This is a genomic window from uncultured Dysgonomonas sp. (genome assembly GCF_900079725.1).
GTDB lineage: Bacteria > Bacteroidota > Bacteroidia > Bacteroidales > Dysgonomonadaceae > Dysgonomonas.
In genome coordinates, this window is record NZ_LT599032.1 from 3,234,112 (window position 1) to 3,255,478 (window position 21,367).

Below are 21,367 nucleotides of genomic sequence, written 5' to 3' on the forward strand. Positions count from 1 at the left end.
GAGACTCTATACCGGACACCTCCCCAAGGGGGAGGCCGGGAGGGGGCTCGTTTACTTCCCTATAGTATATCTCAGGCCGGCATAGAACTTACGTCCCATTGTAGGGCCCCAAACCATTGTAGCGTCAAAATCATCTCCGAATGGATTTTCGGAAGATATGATAGGATTCTTCTGTCGGAAGTCAGTTATATTTTCTGCACCTACATATACACTCCAGTTTCGGAAGTTCTTGGTCACCTGAGCATTCAGGATAGTAAACGAATCGAATCTGGTATCCCACAGCGGATTTGCTGCATCGGGCGTGGGCATACGTCCGCCACCGTTAAATTGAGATGTGAGGTCGAACACCCATTTCCTTAAAGGTGTTTCATATGAAGCTGTAACCAGTGCCTTGTAATCGCTGATAAGAGGCTTCTTCATCAGTTTGCCGCCATAATTCGTCTTTGCGTCAGTCCAACGGTAAGCTCCCAATATATTGAAGCCTTTGAATAAAGGATAAGATGCCTCTATCTGGAAGCTATTGGCGTATGACTTTCCTTGCAGGTTATAGAATTGTACTGCATGAGGGTTGCTGTCCACGTCTGTTACTACCTGATTATCGAAGTCGGTACGGTACCATTCTCCGGAAATAGTAAGCTCTTCGCCTTTGACCGGGATATGGAAAGATATGCTTGTACCGTAGTTCCATGCCGATTCCTGCTTCAGATTATCGGCTATCTCTATTTTCCTGCTACTGGCCAGATAGAAACTATTCTCCGGCATAACAAATACAGTCCGGTAGCCTTTGCCTGCCGAAGCTCTCATGTTCAGCCATTCTACTGGCATATATTTCAGATGCAGGCGCGGGGTTACAAACATTTTGTCATGCAGGGAACTATAATCGGTACGCAGACCTGCCAGCGCAATAAACTTGTCATCCTTATTGAATGTATACTGGAGATAACCGCCTGTTGTAGTTTCCTGATCCGGCTGATTGGTAATAGGCTGAGCCAGATATATGGACTGGTTGTATTTATCCCAGTTCATGCTGAGGCCTGCGCTTAACTGATGCGCCTTTCCAAGCCCGGTTTCATACATCAATGAGGCATACAGATTGTTACCGTACACATTATATTTATTGGCTGCATACTGTGATTTCTGGTCGTGGTACGATCCTGTGAATATCAGTGCCACATTGCCATTTCTTTCTTCATCGACAATATAAGAGTTCTTTGTATAAAACTCTCCACGATTTGCATTCACAGTTATTTCATAAGGGTTATCCTTATTCAGTGATGAAGGAGTCAGGGTATGCATAGTCTGTCCGCTGGTACGGTAATCCTGTACAAAACGTACGCCAAATTGAGATGCATAGCGTCCCGACATATAATGCCAGCGATTCATCAGGTTGAACTGATGTTTCTTCGGTGCATCCAGGAAACTATCGTTATTATCATCATGTGAAGCCGACTCATTCGAATAATGAAGGAACAGACCTGTATTCAATTTATCATTCAATATAAAGGCTGCGTCGGCATTTCCTTCATACCGGCCTGCATCACTCGCAAACAGATTCAGACTGAGGGGATCGGCGCTATTCGGTTTCTTGTATTCCACATTCATTTGCCCGGTGATGGATTCATAGCCGTTTTTCACCGATGCTGCTCCTTTGGATATCTGTATGCTTTCCATCCACGGGCCGGGAATATAATCCAAACCATAAATAGAAGCCGGACCGCGAAAGTTAGGATAATTCTCGGTAAGGGTCTGCACATATGTTCCAGCTAAGCCTAAAAGTTGAATTTGCTTTGCCCCTGTCACAGCATCACTGAACGATACGTCTACCGAGGGATTGGTCTCAAAGCTTTCGGATAGATTACAACATGCGGCACGATGCAGTTCCTTGGTTGTTATCTTCTCGGTATTCAAGAGGCTGGTACGGGACTTAATCGTTCCCGGAGGGGTCTTTTCTATAATGACCTCACCCAATTCATTATCTTCATCCAGTGTTATATTCTGCATATCTGCAAAATCGTGGATGTGGACGACCTTATTTTTAAAGCCGATATAGTTCACTTCGAGCATATGATCTTTATGGGGCGTACCGCTTATTTCAAAGTAGCCTTTTTCATCTGTGATCACACTCGTTTTGGAATTTTCCCAATGTACGTTGGCGCCTATCAAAGGCTGTTTTTGAGCGTCATAAACATATCCTTTCAGTATGTCTTTACCGAAAGCCAGTGTGGGAAGAAGTAGTAATATTATAAATAGTTTTATCGTTTTCATTTGATTCTCTTTATTAGTAATGAGTTAATAAGTACTTAGTAGTAAGTACAAAGCATTAAGTACAGGATTATCTGAATATCCTGTATAACATAACTAAGGTAGAGAAATCAAATGATAAGTACCCGGATAAGGGACAAGTAATCCCTCGGAGGAATTTCGGGAGGTGATTCAAACTGAGTATATTCATCGGTATATTCTACCTTTTCGGGTAAAATATTCGAAGTGACAGCCAGTGAAGCATCCGAGATCCACACAAAAGGAGTTGCCACCTGAGGACGGAATGATGAGGCATCTATATCTATAGACAAGCGGGATGCCGAACAGTGTGTTTCGCTTTTAAACGAAGTTTCACACGTGTCGTGATGCGCTGTATCTTTAACAGAACAGCAGCCTGAAACTTCTTCAGTTTGACTAGCCTGTGCGCAGCATACATGTTGTTCGGTCATAAAAAGGGTCTGGCCACTGCAAGTAGTACAGCAGTAGTTTATAATTGTCACCCCTGCACCTGTGAAAAATACAGTTGCGGCGGCAATCAATAATATAAGTGTTTGACCAAACTTTTTCATTTCAACTACAAAGGTAATTATTTTTATATAACAGATAAGTTTTTAAGAAGTTTTAGCAGAAACATACTTATGATGTATTTCTTCTATACAAGTTTATCTATAAATAGAGCTGATAGCCTTTAGCTGTTAGCTTATAGCTCTTTGAAAAATTGTAATTGTATTTAAAAATTGATAAATAAAAAGTATACGAAAGTTGTCAACTTTGTCAGTTTTTCGCCATACTGCCTTTCAAGAGAAAAACTGATTACTCTTTATAATATATATGCTTAACCCTGTTGGATATCGATGTAAATATCTCATAAGGGATCGTATTTATTTTTTTTGCCAAATCGGTTACCGGAAGATTTTCTCCGAAGATGGTAACAATATCCCCTTCTTTGACTTCTACGCCTGTAACGTCTATCATTGTCAGGTCCATGCATATATTACCAACAATAGAGACCTGGTGCCCGTTCACAAGGACAACCCCTACACCGTTTCCAAACTGCCGACTGATACCATCAGCGTAACCAATCCGGATAGTGGCTATTGTAGCATCGTGGTCGAAATGTCCCTTACGCCCGTAACCAACGGTTTCTCCGGCCTTGATGTGTTTTATCTGCAAAATAGTGGTTTTCAGCGTACATACATTGCGAAGCCCGTTCAAGCCACTGGCACTGACACCATACAGGCTGATACCTAAGCGTACCATATCGAGTTGTTCTTCCGGGAAACGTTCTATTCCTGCCGAGTTGAGAATATGCTTCATCACCGGATAATGGCAACTGTCTTCCACTTCTCCGGCTATCTTTTTAAATGTCCTGATCTGCTGAATGGTGAAATCATCAAAGTTCCAGCTTTCACTAGCGGCCAGATGGGAGAATACGGATTGTATGCGTACACCGGTCTGCCCTTTGACGCGATCCATTAATTCAGGTATATCCTCTTCTGTAAATCCGAGACGATGCATACCCGTATCTATCTTTATATGTATCGGGTAGTTGGTTATACCCTGCAATTTAGCCTCTTTAATGAAGGCATCCAGTATTCTGAAATTATAGACCTCTGGTTCTAAAGAGTATGTAGCAAGTTCCTCAAAGCCTCCGACTTCCGAATTGAGGACTATAACAGGAACTTTTATACCTTGTTTACGCAAGACTACACCTTCCTCGGCAACTGCGACTGCAAGATAATCACATTTATGGTACTGGAGCGTTTTTGCTACCTCGGACGAGCCTGTGCCATATCCGTCGGCCTTGACCATACAGATCATCTTAGTTTTTGGATTAAGCTTGGAACGGTAAAATTTAAAGTTATGGACAATAGCATCCAAGTCCACATCCAGTACGGTCTCATGGGTCTTTACCTCCAGCAGTTTATTTATACTCTCGAAAGAGAAGCTTCTCGCCCCCTTCAACAGGATGAACATATCATGGAAATCGTGCCAGATGTTGGAGTGTATAAAGTCTTCGGTAGTATTAAAGAACAAACTTTCGGTGTCTTTAAACATCTCCTTGTGAGCCGATATTTCCTGACCTATACCGATCAGAAGGTCTATTTTCTTATTCAAAACCAGATTGGCGGCCAGATAGTACAACTCGCGCGGAATAAGTCCCGATTGCGGAATGTCGGATATAATAAGTACCTTTTTCTGTTCGCTGGTGGTAGCACGCTGTGCAAGAAAGTCCAATGCTATATTCAAAGAATTGATATCCGAGTTGTACGAGTCATTGATGAGAGTAGAATTATTCTTCCCCTGACGCACATCGAGCCGCATAGCTACAGGCTCGAGAGTCGACATGCGCTCATTTATGTCAGGAAGCGACATATGAAGATAGAATGCTGTAGCCAGTACATGGATCGCATCTTCGATAGAAGCATCGTCAGAGAATGGAATCACCAGCTTAGATGCCATACCCAAAACAGAATAATGAATAGTCGTTGATTTTTCCTGCTTCTCTATTTTCATTATGTACAACGGACTCTTACTTGAACCCCTGCGTGACCATGTTAGACGTTTATGTGACAGACACGCAATTTCCATACATTCATCTATCAGTTCATTTTCTTCTTCGCAAATGATAACATCGCAATTGATAAACAGTTCCAGTTTCTCCAGACATTTCTGCTTCATGGATTTAAAGCCTTCCTGATGAGCCTGTCCGATATTGGTGAGAATGCCTATAGTAGGACGGATAATCGCCTCCAGCTTCGACATCTCTTCCGGTTGGGAAATCCCTGCTTCAAAAATACCGAGTTGCGTATGATCATTCATTTGCCACACCGACAGCGGTACTCCTATCTGGGAATTGTAACTGCGGGGCGAATGGGTTATATTAAAGTCCTGATGAAGTATCTGGTATAACCATTCTTTGACTACTGTTTTTCCATTGCTGCCTGTTATACCAATAACAGGGATATCGAATTGATTGCGATGATATGCCGCAATACGCTGCAATGCAGCCAGGGTATTTGTTACTACAAGGAAGTTCGCATCGTTATAATTCTCCCAGTCCGGCAACATTTGAGAAACCACAAAGTTGCGGACTCCCAGTTCATATAGTTCGTTGATATATTTATGTCCATCGTTATTCTTCGTGGATAAGGCAAAGAATAATGTTTCAGCCGGATAAAACACTTGCCGGCTATCGGTAAGCAATATACTTATGTCGGCATCGTTCAGCTCGGATGCAATAGCATCGAGTATCTTTGCTATTTTATGAATGGAATATTTCATGTCTGTCTCTTCTTTCTTTTTATAGACGGCTCTCTAATTCAGAGGCTTCGTCACTACAGCAAATGTATGGATATTTCTCGTTGAAGGCTTTAATCTTTAACAAAGTTTGCCTTAAAAAATGCTTATACTCATCGGTTTCAGCATTGAAAGGCCGATGATTGAGAGCAAGATGTATCTTGTTCCATTCTTCTATTACCGGATGAGTTTCGGCTCTAAAATACGTATCGGAAAATCGTTCCCATATATAGTTGATCGCCATTGTATTCGGATGCGTCATATCATCATTATAGAATCGGTAATCACGCAGTTCATCTAGAACAATTTCATAGGAGGGAAAGTAGTGCAACCCTGTTGCTTTCTCCCTTAATTTATCAATAGCGAGGAGCAATGTCGATTTGCTAAGTTGATTTTCGTGGGCGCCATCTTTCATGTGGCGGATAGGGCTTATGGTAAACAGGATTTGGAGAGTCGGGTTTATCAGTCTTAGTTCATCTATCAAGGATTTCCAGTCATTCACAATATCATCGACAGAAAGCCGGTATCTGTCAAAATCCGATGCGGGCAGTTTATGGCAATTGCCTACGACCATATTGCTTTTTTTCGACCGGAAGACATATGCCGTGCCGAATGTGATGAACAGAATATCTGCCTGTTGTAAATCAGCAGAAGATTTTTCGATTTTTGTGTTTATTCCTCCAATACATTTATCTATATCTGTATTAGAGAATATACTATGATGGAAAAAGCTATGATAAAGCCCTTTGTATTCGAAAATATCGTTTTCGGTGAATTTCTTTTTTTCGATGAGTAGCCTTAAAGCCTGACTGATCGATTGGGGGTTGTAAAGTACACCAAACGGATTGAGATTTACATTAAATTTATTATCGGCAAGCAATCTTCCTATATTCTCAATAAAGCAGGAACCAATCATTAATATGCTGCTTCTATGAGAAACTGTCAGGTCTGATTTTGGTATTTCTATTTTTGTCCTGAATTCCATTTGTTAGATAAGATATGGTTGCACAAAAATAAGAAAAAGGAAGATAAGAATGGGGTATATTCTAATGATATATTTTATATCTTAAATTATTAGTTTGTATTTAAAATTGAATCTTGTGCCGCTTTAAACTCAGGATATTTTGGGTTAGAATGTTTTTTTTGCGAACGGTTATATAATCTAACGAAACCCTAGCGTTCTTTGAAATCATTTTTATGTAAAACACGTAATACCATCTCTCGTCGCTGACGGGATATCGTGATACTCGACCCATCTTTCATCAATATATACCCTCCGTCGGTTTTCACAAAACTTTTTACTTCATTCAGGTTTATCAGATGGGACTGGTGTACCCGAAGGAAATTTATAGGAGAGAGTAATTCGTCGTATTCCTTAAGAGTCTTTGAGATCAATAATTTCTCGCCACTCTTGAGATAGAAAAATGTATAATTCCCATCCGATTCGCACCGGATAATATTCATAATCTCTACGAATTCAATTTTATCGGACAGAGGCAGGGCTATCATCTTCTTATTATCCTGTTTGCTTCTGTTATTCAGTAAATTAAGCATTCGTGTATTATTTTGTTTACCGCGTATTGTTTCTATCGCCTTATCCACTGCTTTCAATAACTCCATCGTATCTATTGGTTTCACAATGTAATCCAGTGCCGATATTTTGATTGCTTTAACTGCATAACTGGTGAATGCGGTCACAAAAATCACTTCGAAATCAAATTTGGAAAGACTCTCCAGCATAGAGAAGCCATCACCGCCCGGCATTTCCACATCAAGAAAGACTAGGTCGGGTTTTAATTCTACGATATTCTGCCGGCCTTCAAGCGCCGACGAACATAAAGCAACGATCTCAACCGTAGGACAGTATTCAGAGAGAAGCCGCTGTAGGTTTTCACGATTATTTTGCTCGTCTTCTACAATAATTGCTCGTATAGGAATATTTGTCATCTATATCTTAGTTTTAAACGGGTATCGATATTGTAACCATACACCCGGTGATTTTACGATCTGTTTCAATATTCTCTATTTGCAAACCGATCTCGAGTTTCAATTCTTTGTTTAACAGCTTCAGCCGTTCACGGATTGCCTGTAATCCAAATCCTGCTTTTGCCACGTCTTCCGGCACAAAATAACCATTTCCCGTATCTTTTACAGTTACATATAGCACTTGTCCGGTCATGGTAAAGGTCAACTTTATATGTCCACCCCCCTTAGGAACAACCCCATGTTTCACTGCATTTTCAACAATCGGCTGAATCAACATTCCGGGAATTTCCTCGTTCTCCACGTCGATGCTCTCATCTATATCGATAGTATACTTGAAAGGTATACGCAACTGTTCGAGGCGAAGGTATAACTCCAATTGCTCTATTTCCTCTGACAGAGTAATCAGTCTCTTCTCCGATGTTGATAATACCAGACGAAGCAGTTTTGCAAAGTTAACCAAATAGTCATTCGCTTCTTTATCCTTCTTCTGATTTATAAGATTCTGAATGGAACCTAGAGCATTGAAAGTAAAATGTGGATTCATCTGGGCGCGGATAGCTTTTAGCTCAAGCTCCGAAATACGTCTCTTGATGCGTTCGCGGCGTTGGATTACCAGTCGTACGATGAAAAATGTAAGTATTACAGAGAAAAGCGAAGATATAATAATAGGCACCAGAATACCGCTCGAAGCGGTACTCTGATTCTTTTGTTTTTGAATATCTTCTTCTATTACTGATAAGATAAGAATGCCTGAGTCGTTATAGTTACCCAGTACCCTATCCAGAATAGTCCCATCACTTCTCATTATGATATAACATCCTTTTCGGGTGATAACTTTATCATAATAATCACGTAATTTATCGTCGGATACAAAAGTGATATACTCCTGCGCATTGTTACTTTTTTCAAAAAGGGATTTCCTTGATTCGGAAGTTATTACGCAGGGCGTTATTTTATCCCGGAGATAATCATTTTCCTTATCTGATTCTTTATACGGATTCTTCAGTTGAAGGTTAAAGGATTCTGTTAATCCTTCATCTACAAGCAATACGATATAACTATCAGATGCATTTTTCAATGGTATATAGTTCTGAATTGCCAGATTAAGATTTTTAATATTCGCTCCGGGTTCTACTTTTTCCACCTGTTCATGCATAGAAGTTATGCTTGTACGTAATCCGGGTTCAGAGCATTTTCTCAGGAAGTCGTCGTATTCTCTCTGGCTATCCTCCAGATGAAAGCCTGTCATCAGATATTTTAGTGTCTCAGAGGTCAGATAAAACCGTGGATATCCCCAGAATATGGCATCAGCAAAGTAATATTTGGGAATATGTTCTTGAAGATACCTCATTCCGGTAAGCACATCATCATTTGTCTGCCATGCTTTGTAGCTATAATAGCTATTCAAAAACTTTCCATAAGTATAAGGCTGGTATAAGTAGTCGGAAGCAGGAAATATACACCCAAATTCTTTACTCGTCCAGTCTATTTGATACTGTAGAGGCATTGGTTTCATAAAGTCCCCGATATTCTGCTGCGTTATAACATTATGCATGTTTACTTTTTCGGACAAATACCAATAGTTGTATGATAGTTCTGCCGATCTTACCCAATAAGCATTCATTCCTTTGCTATAAGTTTGCAGCAGGATCTGATGTTTGGCTTTACCTTTGTTGAAAAAGTCGTCTATCTGTTGCTGAGTAATTTTGCATATTTCACCATAGTTCCGTAACCCTTTTTCCTCCTTATAAAACTTTACGATTTGGTTAGTATAGGCTGAATTGGCACTGCCCCTGCCTGTAAATAAATAGTCATTTTCTGCAGTATTATATTCTATCTTTATTGAATCATCAGGTGTGAGGTCCAGTGAAAGGCCATTAATTTCCATCCTTTTTGGTGATGGCAGGAAGAATTCAAAGGTATATGAACCATCAGATGACTTTTTTGCAGGCCTGATTCTTTCGTCATTATTAGTTATAAAGATACGATCCTCGGGTATATCTTTTGAGGGCGTATATATCAGACGTACATTCGGCTGAAGATCAAAAGACGCAGAAACTAGCTGTACGAATGTAGGAGCTTGGGTGTTCTGGAGAGTGACCGAATTTCTTAAATCGACAAACCATGATATCAGACTGCCTTCTCCGCTCTTTTCTATCCAGTTGTTGAAGAATCCTTGGGCTGCAGTTTTCAAAATCGCTTCAAAATCTAATGTAAGATCTTGCGGAGGTCCCCCTCCTCCTATTATTTTCACCCCTGTTGTTATCTGTAGTAAATCGCTATACCATTTTTTTCTGTCACGAGTAAATATTCCACTTTCTTCAGAAATGGGGAAAAAGTTAGTACTTACTTTCCCATCTTTTATACTTGCAGAAAGGATAACGTTGTTATCTCTAAATAAATAGAATATGCTTTCACCATTTGCATAACGACTAAAGAAATGAGAGTCATAATAATTATATACCTTAAACGGGCTATATGGGTTTAGATCATATTGATCCTTATCCTGAAAATGTGCAAACCAATTGGTAGGTTTGATTCCAAATCTGACAGAGTCTTTATCCACAGAAAGGACATCGAACTGTACTTCTATCTTTTGTACCTGATCGAAATCCCATATCGAATTATGTCCAACCGCTCCATCTGACACAGTTACTTTAAGCCTGAATGAGTCGCCTTGCCTCAGTTTGTCGAAGGTTCGCACCTCTTTGGCTTGGGCAAACATAGAGGTTAACACCAGCAATAGAATCAATAGTCTCGTTTTCATAATAACAAATTTAATTAATAACTTAAATCTCAAGTCAAATCTATGATTTAATATTATTCTGGAATGTTGTTATTATTATATAGCTATCCGGAGCTATTAAATGGTTATAAGAGGTTATTATCCGAAACAAGTCTTTCCGCATGATCATACCAGTCATATAGCGATGAATAAACCTTATTTATAAAGTCCTGAAAATATTTTTATATTGTAATTTATGGGATTTATGTGTTTTCGGAGTAATGGTATTTATTTAATCAAACTGCTATAAAAAAGAAAAGGTTGTCATCCCGACAACCAATCTTCATTGTTAACCTTAAATCTAATACTATGAAAAACACATTACAAAGATAAGGGGCGTTTGGGAATATTCCAAATAATATCAAGTGTTATTTTAACAGTTTAAATTTGTTTAACGGAGACCTTCGGAATATCTGCTCAAATGTTAAATATCCTTGCGTATTATAAACAAATAAAAAAGGCCTGAAGCCAGGCCTTTTTATATATTTCATTGATTATTAGGTGTTATGGTTATCTGTTTACGATATCCATAGTATCCGAAGCAATCATAAATTCTTCATCAGTTGGTACAACCATCACTTTTATTTTAGAATCCGGTGTGGAGATTACAGCTTCTTCCCCATAGATCTTCACATTTTTATCTGTATCGAGTTTTATGCCCAGAAATTCTAGGTCGAGACATATTTCTTCTCTAAGGTAAACGGCATTTTCTCCTATACCTCCTGTGAAAAGTAAGATATCAAGACCACCCAAAGCTGCCGTATACGCCCCTATATATTTCTTGATACGGTAGAGGAACATATCATATGCTAATTTGGCCTTTTCATTCCCTTCTGCAATAGCGGCTCTGATTTCACGCATATCAGATGAAACGCCTGAAACACCCAGCAGACCGCTATGTTTATTTACGAGAGTAGAGATTGCCTGTGTACCAATATTTTCTTTTTCCATTATGAATGAGATTATACCGGCATCCACATCTCCCGAGCGTGTACCCATTAACAAGCCTTCGACGGGGGTCATACCCATCGATGTGTCTACAGAAACACCGCCTTTAATAGCAGCCAGAGAGCCGCCATTACCGATATGTGCTGAAATAATCCGTTGATCCTCGTATGGAATGCCCAACGATTCACAGGCCTTACGCGAAACATAACGGTGACTCGTACCATGGAATCCGTAACGACGGATGGCATATTTCTGATACAGAGAGTATGGTAGGCCATACATATATGCCTTTGGCGGCATTGTCTGATGAAAAGCTGTATCGAATACACCCACCTGAGGAATATCTCCCATCAGTTCCTTTACAGCATAGATACCGGCCAGATTGGGTGGGTTGTGTAATGGTGCAAGTTCTATGCATTCTTCCATCTTTTTAATCACCTCATCTGTGATGAATACACTGCTGTTGAATTCTTCTCCTCCATGTACTACACGATGTCCTACAGCGTCTATTTCACTTAATGATTTTATACAACCATATTTTTCACTAAGAAGGACTCCGAGAATATATTCTATACCGGCCTGATGCTCGAGTATTTCTCCTTCAAGGACAACTTTATCTCCGTTGGCAGCAGGAAATTTAAGGAAAGAACCTTTCAGTCCTATCTTCTCTACGCCTCCCTGAGCCAAAACCTCCTTGCTTTCCATATCGAAAAGCTTATATTTTATAGACGAACTACCACAGTTCAATACTAATATCTTCATACTGTTAAATTAAATTGTTTGGACCAAGTTGTTTTCCTGTTTCATCATAGACATAGAATCCTCTTCCCGAAGATACGCCTAACTGCTTAGAACGGTACAGGCGCCACAAAATCGGAGCAGCCTTATATTTTTTGTCCCCGTATTCATGGAACATGTCTTCCATCAGCATAACCAGTTTCTCAATGCCTACGATATCGGCAAGGTGAAAGATGCCATAACGCTGGCCGTAAATAATAGTAAACTCTTTGTCTATATCTTCGAGCGACGCTACGTTCTCCATCCAGATATTACACGCCTCGTTCAGCATTATTATCATCAGGCGGAAGCTCACAAGACCACTGCTTTCATGCACCGGAATCGGCGTATATTTAATCATATGGGCAAACAGATATATCTTATCTACCGCCTCTTGTGATGTAAATGTACCCCTTACTACTTCGAGCAAACGGGCATCGGTATGTGTAATCGGAAAATGAAGACTTATGCAGCGTTCTTTATGCGTCAACTCTGCTGCCAACTCACTTATAATGACAGTAGTGGCATTTGTAGCTATAATAGCATCCGGCGCAAGTACCAGTTCCAGGTTTCTGAAAACCTCCTTACGGAGTTCGGTACTGCGTTCACCGTTAGCTTCGTAACGGATACATTCTATCACAAAGTCACATCCTTTGAGGTCACTGTAATTGAGAGAGCCTTTTATACGCCCCATAGTAGCCCGCTTCTCGCTCTGGGTCAAACCCCAGTTTTCAATCTTGGTATCCAGTCCGTGACCAATATCTTTGAGTGCTTCCTGAATTCTTTCTTCCGAAACTTCTATAAAAACAACTTCCATCCCCGACAAAGCCGTAAGACTAACAATATGTCTGCCATCACGCCCACAGCCTACAACTCCGATTTTGGAGAAAAGAGACCTTTTCTTATGTTTATTGCTTAACCCGTATTCTTCAATAGGTTCTATGATTTCTGCCATATATAATTTATTGATTGTTACTTATTCTTTGCCGCTATGGCCTGATTTGCCGCTATGGCTACCATGTTATAAACATCACTCACTGAGCATCCGCGCGAAAGGTCGTTTACCGGAGCTGCCATTCCTTGCAGAATAGGGCCAACGGCTTCTGCATTACCCAAACGCTGAACTAGTTTATATGCAATATTTCCCACTTCGAGTGAAGGGAAAACAAGAACATTGGCATGTCCTGCGACTTTACTGCCGGGTGCTTTTTGCTGACCTACAGATGGTACTAAAGCAGCATCGGCCTGCAATTCCCCGTCGATATTCATCGTAGGGTCAATTTTCTGTGCAAGCTGAGTTGCTTCTATTACTTTGTCTACCATCGGATGTTTTGCGCTTCCTTTTGTAGAAAAACTCAATATGGCTACCTGAGGTTCTTCTCCGACCAATGCACGGGCTGTCTGGCCTGTAGCAACTGCGATCTCAGCCAACTGTGATGCGGTAGGGTCAGGTGTAACAGCGCAGTCGGCTACAACAAGCAATCCGTCTTTGCCGTACTGTTTCTGAGTAGTAAACATTAAAAAAGCACCTGATACCACACTGATTCCGGGTGCTGTTTTTATAATCTGAAGCGCAGGACGAAGCACATCGCCTGTCGTATTTTGTGCGCCGGCTATCTCTCCGTCGGCGTCTCCGTTCTTTATCATCAGGCAACCGATATACAATGGGTCTTCTGCCAGTTTAGAGGCTTGCTCGATTGTCATACCCTTGGCTTTTCTCAATTCGAAAAGGAGATTCGTATAAGCTTCCTTCTTTTCATAGTTCTCAGGGTCAAGGATTGTTGCTTTGTCTATATTTTTCAGGTTCAAACTTGCTGCCAGTTCCTTTACCTCTTTTGTATTCCCTATAAGAATAATTTCAGCAACTCCGTCTGCCAATAACTGATCGGCAGCTGTTATAGTTCTTACCTCTGTTCCTTCGGGAAGGACAATCCGTTGTTTGTTTGCCTTGGCCCTTTCTACAATTTGTTTAATTAAGTCCATATAATAGATGTTTTTACTTGTGTTCTTGTGCAAATGGGATATTACGTCATTTTTTACGCGTGCGCAAATATACTAAAAATGCAAACTAGAGATTGCATTTTTGTGTAAGAATAATCGTTTGAAATGCAAAATATACTAAAAAAGCGAGTGGCAATAAATGCTTGAAAAGATTTTATTATAGGTAAGCGGAAGTAAATATTACCTTAGACCCCGACCCGTTTTATATCTTTTGTATATGTATTTTTATCTATCACTTTATACCCTCTTGATAAATTCTCATTTCGAGAAATATTGTTCAGAAAAGCGAATTGGGGAACCGCCTCTGGCTATCGTAAATTTAATCGGAATAAGGAACGTTCAGTATCCAGTTTCTGATCATATCCTTGTCGAAAATCTTTCCTATAACTCTGTATTTCGAATCATTTAAAGGATTACGTCCTATCAGCGGTTCTGACATTACCCCGATTTTAGGCTTATAGTAGTTGGCATGTACAAAAGACATTTTATCATTTATATAATAAATATAACCTACATGAGAATCCAGCCCGACAATGTATAGTCCCTCGCCCTTCGATTCTATATAGGCTATAACATCTTTCATCGGCTTTTGTTGAAAACGCCTGATATCTGTTGATACTTTTTTTATTAAATATTCCGATGCCTGTTGTGCCCACTTTATACGGGGGATGTTAAAACCCATGTCGCGCAGGCTAGTGGTGATAAAGTAACCGCAGGCAATACTTCCTTCTTTCGGAGTCTGGCTATGTCCGTGAAATGTCCATGGGGTATCGTACCACGACCGGAAGAAATCATCTGAGATAGCTAATAAATATTTCTGTACTTCACTCACAATGCTATCCTGGCTTTCTTTATTGCTTTTGTTGTATGCTTCTCTAAAAGTCTCACGCTTGCCTTGTACTTCTGTTTTTAGCTCAGAGTATGGCTTATGCTTCTCCTCTATTCTCTCTTTCCATAAAGATATAGCCTCTTGTTTACGGGATTCCGCCGAACATGAAAATGGTATAAGGAAAAAAGAGAATAGTAAGATCTGATACATCATAATTAATGCGAATCGGTAGTTAGAAAGCAACAAAGGTAACAACTTTTTCAGTTATCAGTTAACAGTCATCAATTAATGGTACTCTCACGCAAAAGGTAACAAAGGTAACAGATATATCAGTTAACAGTCAACAGTTAGCAGTTAACATCTTGTATCTCGTATCTCGTTTACTTGCATCTTTCTCCAAAAGGTAACAACCAACGGTCACAGGAGCGAAGCGTATGTAAAGGTAACACAAAGAGCAATTAATAATTAAGAATGAATAATTAATAATTACTTTTTGCCCTTTCTGTAGCCTCCCTTCGGGGCAGGGCTGTTAAGTTCTAATTTTTATACCCTCTATGTCATGTTGAACGGAGTGAAACATCTCGTTTCTCAGGGTCGAGATCCTTCGTTCCACTCAGGATGACAGCAGAAAATAACAGAACAAAGTAGAGAACTTAACAGCTCAGCCCTTCGCGGAGAATTGAATTGCAAATCGACGGAGTAAAAATCGGCAGAGCGAAGCGAAGCCAATGGAGGGGCCATCAATATTTCAAAGAGCTATAAGCTATCGGTTAAAAGTCATATATAGATAAAGCTATATGAATAAAGTAACGTCTGATGTTTAAAAACTGATTCACATTACATTTATTCTGTTGTGATTTTAATCATTATCAAACAAATTAGTTTAGCCATAAAATCAAATGTCCAAGTACTTTCCATTCGCCACTGTCCTTATCCAATATAACAATCTTGCCCGCTCCGTTAAGAGGGTTGATATATATGATAAAATGAACGAGAGCATATTTGCTGAAATACGAAACTTTCGATAATTGGAAAAAGCCAGCTCGACCCGGGTATTTTTTGAGAAATGTTCTGTATGCCTTGTCTGGATTACCCTTGCGGAACATTTTACATATATCCTGACTTTTGACGATAGTTACCGAAGGTGAAAAGCCAAGGCTATCTCCCTCCAGCGACACGGGTTCGTAAACTTGTCGGGTGAAACGGAGCATTGCCTCTTGAAACGTCATATCACAGCAAATAAGAGAATCTAAATATTTACCATCTTCATCCCATTGTGTGGAAAGCGCCAAAGCAGACACCATATCAGCTGCTATATCATCAAATAATTCTTTATCAGATAATCCTTCGACCAACTTATCTGTTAACACAATATGGGAAATAGTATCCTGTTTCCATCTATCCATTTGATCTTGGATTACAAGGTGGTATATTTCATAATCCTGTTTTGTCTGACTAAAAGAAAACGTACCGGTAAGTAAAAATGAGATAACAAGTAGTACTATTCGCATATCTTGTTCCTATAAAGTATCTTAATCTATAAACCGTTTTGTTATATCCCCGAAATAATCGATACGTCTGTCTCGGAAGAATGGCCACCAGCGCCTTACCTGTTCTGAGCGTTTCATATCTATTTCCACAATCCGGACTTCTTTTTTGTCGTTCGTAGCCTGCCATAGTATTTCTCCCTGAGGGCCTGCCACAAAGCTGTTTCCCCAGAATGTAATACCATTTGTTTGTCCCGACGGGTCAGGTTCATAACCTGTACGGTTGACAGATACCACATGCAGTCCATTTGCTACGGCATGTCCCCGTTGGGAGATTACCCATGCCCCTAGCTGGCGGTCTTTTTCTTCCTGCGAGTCGGTCGATTCCCAGCCTATGGCAGTAGGATAAATGAGTAAGTCGGCTCCTGCCATTGCCATCAGGCGGGCAGCTTCAGGGTACCACTGATCCCAGCAAACCAGTACACCCAGTTTTCCCAAAGATGTTTCAATGGGTTTGAATCCCAGGTCTCCCGGAGTGAAATAGAATTTTTCATAATAGGCAGGGTCATCGGGTATGTGCATCTTGCGGTATTTTCCGGCAATAGTCCCGTCTTTTTCCATTACTACAGCCGTATTGTGATACAAACCGGGTGCGCGGCGCTCGAAGAGGGAGAGGACAATAACGACTCCGAGTTCTTTTGCCAGTGCTCCAAACTCGTCAGTCGACGGGCCGGGAATTGTTTCGGCAAGGTCGAAAATATTAGTATCTTCTACCTGACAGAAATACAGTGAATTGTGCAACTCCTGCAAAACGATAAGTTGAGCACCTTGTTTTGCGGCGTCTTTTACTTTATTCTTAAGACCTTCAATATTCTTCCGAATGTCGGGTGTATTGGCCTGTTGTATTAATCCTATTTTCATTTTATATGTGAGTTACAAATTATAAATCATATGGCTTTGTACCATTGGCACATTGGCATATTTGCTAATTGGCAAATCAGTAATCAATCCGGCAACTTAATCGTATCGGGTGACATTTCTATATGTTTTTCGAATTCTTCTATTCGCAGTTGTATATCATCTAAAAATTCCTGTGTACAGCCACTTTTCTTAGCATCTTCGTAATATCTTTTCAGTAGAGGCAGGAACAGTATATCATTCCCCGAAAATACCATTGCTGGAACATCGTTCTTTATGCATCTGAATAATAATGCTTTCTGATCTTTCATCTGAATAGTATTTAGATAAAACCTTCGGGATACTGCATTGTAATACAATGTAAGGAGCCATGCTGTCTTATCAGCGGCAAGCAATCCACACCAATAATCTCCCTTGCCGGGAAAGCCTTCTGTAGTTGCTTACGGGCTTCTTCGTCCCTTTCTTTATCATTATAGAACGGTAGTAATACCGCATTATTCATTATAAGGAAATTGGCATATGTCGCGGGTAGTCTTTGATTATCCTCGTCATATGCAGGTTTTGCCATAGGTAAAGTTACCAGTTTATATGGGTTTCCCAGATAATCGGTAAATGTTTTCAGTTGCTCCTCCATTTTGGTAAGAGCATTGTAATGTTCATCCGATGTATCCTCACATTTTACATAAGCTATTGTGTGTTCATCACAAAAACGGGCAAGTGTATCGATATGGCTGTCGGTATCATCTCCGGCAAAGTAACCATGGTCAAGCCATAATACTCTGTCGAGGCCAAAGGCTTCTTTCAGATATTCTTCTATACTTTCTTTCGAAAGATATGAATTTCGGTTTGGAGATAACAAACATTCTGACGTGGTGAGCAGAGTCCCTTTTCCGTCCGATTCTATTGCTCCACCTTCGAGAACAAAATCTTTTTTGTTTATTAGTTCTACATCGGAGGTGAATATCCTTTTTGAAAATAATCCTCTGGTTATCTGATTATCGAAATTAGAAGCAAATTTCAAACCCCATCCGTTGAAAGTAAAATCATATACATATTTTTTACCATCCTTAATAACCGATATGCCGCTATGGTCACGTGCCCAGGTATCGTTTGTAGGTAATTCAACCAGCGTGAGATTGCTAAATAATTCTTTGTGCCCTCTCAATTCAAACTTTACGCTTTCGGCATTATAGCATACTATGATAAGCTTTTGCCTTTTTAGTATTTCTGTCGCTATGTTTACATAGCAGGCGGTTACTTCTTCGATCATATATTCCCAATCGGTACCAATATGGGGCCATGTGAGTTGTATTGCGCTTTGAGGATACCACTCGGGTGGTAAAAGTATAGGGTGAGCCATTCGTTTTTATTCTAAAATGTTTATCAGATAGCAAAAATACAAAATAATTATCTTAATATACCACCTGTAACCATTCGTCCTGAGTGAATAGTCTGACGTCGGGCAGAGAAAAATAGCTGAGGATTCGAGTAGGTACAGAGGTTTGCAATTTCAATATTCTGAACAGGTATGCCTGCATCATTCAAAATAAGTTTGTTTGCCTGCTGCAGATTCAGATGCATTTTCCCGGTCTCAGTGTTCCGGTAACCGATATCCTCAATTTGAAAACCTGCTTCCTGAAAGATTTCTACCACATCTTCACCCACTTCGAAGCGTTCCTGAGATATGCATGGTGCTATGCCTGCAAGTAGGTCTTTGGGATTACAGCCAAAATGTTCAGTCATCTTTATTGCGGTCTTTTCCGCAATCCGGGCAACAGTACCTTTCCATCCGGCATGAATGGTAGCCAATACTTTTTTGTGCGGGTCGTATATCAATACCGGCACACAGTCGGCGGTCGTAACTCCTATGCATATATTTTTCCGGTCAGTGATAAGGGCATCTATACCATGTAATTTTTTTTCTTTTTCCTCATCACTAAGATTTAAAAATTGTTCGTCTACAATGAATATTCTGTCATCATGGGTTTGGTAGGGAATGTACAGATTTTCTACAGAAATGCCTGCTACATTTGCAATACGTTCTCTGTTTTCTTTCACATGATCAGGATTATCTCCAGAATACAAACTAAGATTGAGAGAACTATATTCGCCTGTGCTAACCCCTCCTTTTATGCTGGACGAAAAATGAAACAGATTAGAGTTGGGAAATATGGAGAAGCGGAAGAGTCCGATATTATTTAGAGAGAAATATTCCATAGTTAGCTTTTTTACTTATAATGAATTTATTAAACTACATAAAGTTATGAAAAAGATTTTGTTATTATTATTTATTCTTGCCTCTTCGTCTGCGACATATGCGCAAACAGGAGATGAATCTTTGTATTATAACAATATAGAGGTCTATAAAGATTTGCAGCTTTCATCTGGGCAAGCAGCACAAATCAAGGAATTGAAAAGAGAGGTAAAGAAACAGTTTCAGGCAATTGGCCGCGACAGAACCATTTCGGGTTATGAAAAAGGGCAACGTAAACGAGCTTTGGCTCTAAAGCATAAATCGGATATAGAGAAAATCCTGACTAAAAACCAGATTAATACATTTGAATATAAATACGGGAAAATGTCAAAAAATGATGGACTGAAAGATATTATCGGAGATACTTATGAGCATAAACTGGAAACGCTTGAAAAGCGATATGAAGCAGAAAAGGATGCCATAGAGGATAATGACAGTTTGAGTAAGTCAGAGAAAAAAGTAAGACTGGAGTCTTTGAAAGATACTTATAAATCACAGAAAGAATCATTGAAAAGAGAAAAAAAGTCTGCAAAAAACGCTTTTTCCTGATAATGAAGTAAAAGTTAAGGCCTGCCGGATATTTCCAGCAGGCCTTTGTTTTATCTTGAGACAGTCGAATCAAAGGGCTGTAACCTTACTCAGTTTCATCCTCTTCGTAGAAGAATCCATCCACTTCCTCTTCATCATCCCAGTCTTCTTCCTCGTAGTCATCTTCCGGTATAGAGTCGTCCTCTTCATCAAATTCCACGGTCTTTATATCCAGATTGCGATGTGTTATATTGAATGACTTCTGATATTCTCCGTCGGCATTCAGTTCGCGCCATAATAAATCTTTCAGTGCCACAAGGTTATAGCTTGTTATGGATGAAATAAAGATATGAGGTATCTCCGGCAGATCGGCTTCCAGAGCTTCCATCAGTTCTTCGTCCAGCATGTCGGATTTAGATATGGCCAGTACCCGCCGTTTATCCAGTAATTCGGGATTGAACTGAGCCAGTTCGTTGAGGAGAACCCTATATTCCTGATGAATGTCGTCCGCATCGGCGGCAATAATGAACAATAATAATGAATTCCGCTCGATATGACGCAGGAAGCGTAATCCCAGACCTTTACCCTCACTTGCTCCCTCTATAATACCCGGAATGTCGGCCATTACGAACGATTTGTAGTCACGGTAACTAACAATTCCTATCTTTGGTTCCAGCGTAGTAAACGGATAATTAGCTATTTTAGGCTTTGCTGCAGTCATTACAGATAGCAAGGTAGACTTTCCTGCATTTGGGAATCCGACCAGCCCGACATCGGCCAATACTTTGAGCTCTAATATCACTCTGCGTTCCTGATATGGTTCTCCCGGTTGAGCATACCGTGGTGCCTGATTAGTTGGCGTTTTGAAGTGGTTGTTTCCACGGCCGCCCTTACCACCTCTCAGCATGATAACCTCCTGGCCGTCTTCGGTTACATCACATAGATATTCTCCCGTTTCGGCATCATAAGCCACTGTTCCGCAAGGGACATCGATTATCTTGGTTTCACCTTTTTTGCCGGAACTTAACCTGCCGGAACCACTTTCACCGTGTCCTGCAAGAATATGGCGTTGAAACTTCAGGTGGAGTAATGTCCATAAGTTCCGGTTGCCCCGTAATATCACATGACCACCATCGCCGCCATCTCCACCATCAGGGCCTCCTTTAGGTATGTACTTTTCACGACGGAAGTGAGTCGATCCTCTACCACCCTTGCCCGAACGGCAATAAATTTTGACGTAATCTATAAAATTTGAATCTGCCATACTGTTTTGGTTGTCTCCTGCTTGTATT

The 21,367-nt window shown here is 40.2% G+C and carries 17 protein-coding genes; 1 reads left to right on the forward strand and 16 read right to left on the reverse strand.

Translation table 11 applies throughout. The features are described 5' to 3' along the window. Positions 1 to 51 precede the first annotated feature (51 nt). The 15 genes from QZL88_RS13610 to pgeF form a co-directional block, all read right to left on the reverse strand. Entirely contained in the window at positions 52 to 2,265 is a 2,214-nt protein-coding gene (locus QZL88_RS13610) for a TonB-dependent receptor (protein ID WP_296941934.1), read from the reverse strand. 107 nt (positions 2,266 to 2,372) lie between these two features. After that, positions 2,373 to 2,831 carry a hypothetical protein gene (locus tag QZL88_RS13615; RefSeq protein ID WP_296941935.1) on the reverse strand — a complete coding sequence of 153 codons (459 nt, stop codon included), beginning with the start codon at positions 2,829 to 2,831 and terminating at the stop codon, positions 2,373 to 2,375. A gap of 244 nt (positions 2,832 to 3,075) precedes the next feature. Continuing rightward, positions 3,076 to 5,547, reverse strand: a complete 2,472-nt coding sequence (locus QZL88_RS13620) for a bifunctional UDP-N-acetylmuramoyl-tripeptide:D-alanyl-D-alanine ligase/alanine racemase (RefSeq protein ID WP_296941936.1) — start codon at positions 5,545 to 5,547, stop codon at positions 3,076 to 3,078. A gap of 19 nt (positions 5,548 to 5,566) precedes the next feature. Continuing rightward, on the reverse strand, positions 5,567 to 6,547 hold the full coding sequence (locus QZL88_RS13625; protein WP_296941937.1) for a GSCFA domain-containing protein: 981 nt from the start codon (positions 6,545 to 6,547) through the stop codon (positions 5,567 to 5,569). A 188-nt stretch (positions 6,548 to 6,735) separates the two neighbouring features. Next, entirely contained in the window at positions 6,736 to 7,509 is a 774-nt protein-coding gene (locus QZL88_RS13630) for a LytTR family DNA-binding domain-containing protein (protein ID WP_296941938.1), read from the reverse strand. Between the two features lie 13 nt (positions 7,510 to 7,522). Continuing rightward, positions 7,523 to 10,315, reverse strand: coding sequence for a histidine kinase (locus QZL88_RS13635; RefSeq protein WP_296941939.1), 2,793 nt, complete (start codon positions 10,313 to 10,315; stop codon positions 7,523 to 7,525). Positions 10,316 to 10,843: 528 nt separating this feature from the next. Then, on the reverse strand, positions 10,844 to 12,043 hold the full coding sequence (locus QZL88_RS13640; protein WP_296941940.1) for an acetate kinase: 1,200 nt from the start codon (positions 12,041 to 12,043) through the stop codon (positions 10,844 to 10,846). A 4-nt stretch (positions 12,044 to 12,047) separates the two neighbouring features. After that, positions 12,048 to 13,013 (reverse strand): 3-hydroxyacyl-CoA dehydrogenase NAD-binding domain-containing protein, encoded by a 966-nt coding sequence (locus QZL88_RS13645; RefSeq protein ID WP_296941941.1) that lies wholly within the window; start codon positions 13,011 to 13,013, stop codon positions 12,048 to 12,050. 17 nt (positions 13,014 to 13,030) lie between these two features. Next, the gene (gene pta / locus QZL88_RS13650) at positions 13,031 to 14,041 is read right to left on the reverse strand and encodes a phosphate acetyltransferase (protein WP_296941942.1); all 1,011 of its coding nucleotides are present in this window, start codon (positions 14,039 to 14,041) and stop codon (positions 13,031 to 13,033) included. Between the two features lie 337 nt (positions 14,042 to 14,378). Then, a complete protein-coding gene (locus tag QZL88_RS13655; RefSeq protein WP_296941943.1) occupies positions 14,379 to 15,101 on the reverse strand; it encodes a hypothetical protein in 723 nt (240 codons plus the stop codon). A gap of 665 nt (positions 15,102 to 15,766) precedes the next feature. Beyond that, the gene (locus QZL88_RS13660) at positions 15,767 to 16,399 is read right to left on the reverse strand and encodes a hypothetical protein (RefSeq protein ID WP_296941944.1); all 633 of its coding nucleotides are present in this window, start codon (positions 16,397 to 16,399) and stop codon (positions 15,767 to 15,769) included. Positions 16,400 to 16,420: 21 nt separating this feature from the next. Beyond that, positions 16,421 to 17,296 carry a carbon-nitrogen hydrolase gene (locus tag QZL88_RS13665; protein ID WP_296941945.1) on the reverse strand — a complete coding sequence of 292 codons (876 nt, stop codon included), beginning with the start codon at positions 17,294 to 17,296 and terminating at the stop codon, positions 16,421 to 16,423. A gap of 83 nt (positions 17,297 to 17,379) precedes the next feature. After that, positions 17,380 to 17,604 (reverse strand): hypothetical protein, encoded by a 225-nt coding sequence (locus QZL88_RS13670; RefSeq protein ID WP_296941946.1) that lies wholly within the window; start codon positions 17,602 to 17,604, stop codon positions 17,380 to 17,382. A gap of 11 nt (positions 17,605 to 17,615) precedes the next feature. After that, the gene (locus QZL88_RS13675; RefSeq protein ID WP_296941947.1) at positions 17,616 to 18,653 is read right to left on the reverse strand and encodes an agmatine deiminase family protein; all 1,038 of its coding nucleotides are present in this window, start codon (positions 18,651 to 18,653) and stop codon (positions 17,616 to 17,618) included. A gap of 47 nt (positions 18,654 to 18,700) precedes the next feature. Then, on the reverse strand, positions 18,701 to 19,510 hold the full coding sequence (pgeF, locus tag QZL88_RS13680) for a peptidoglycan editing factor PgeF (RefSeq protein ID WP_296941948.1): 810 nt from the start codon (positions 19,508 to 19,510) through the stop codon (positions 18,701 to 18,703). Between the two features lie 46 nt (positions 19,511 to 19,556). On the opposite strand from pgeF, the gene QZL88_RS13685 reads away from it, so the two are divergent. Continuing rightward, positions 19,557 to 20,096 carry a hypothetical protein gene (locus tag QZL88_RS13685; protein ID WP_296941949.1) on the forward strand — a complete coding sequence of 180 codons (540 nt, stop codon included), beginning with the start codon at positions 19,557 to 19,559 and terminating at the stop codon, positions 20,094 to 20,096. Between the two features lie 85 nt (positions 20,097 to 20,181). Here QZL88_RS13685 and obgE read toward each other — a convergent pair whose 3' ends face one another. Further along, the gene (obgE, locus tag QZL88_RS13690) at positions 20,182 to 21,339 is read right to left on the reverse strand and encodes a GTPase ObgE (protein ID WP_296941950.1); all 1,158 of its coding nucleotides are present in this window, start codon (positions 21,337 to 21,339) and stop codon (positions 20,182 to 20,184) included. Positions 21,340 to 21,367 lie beyond the last annotated feature (28 nt).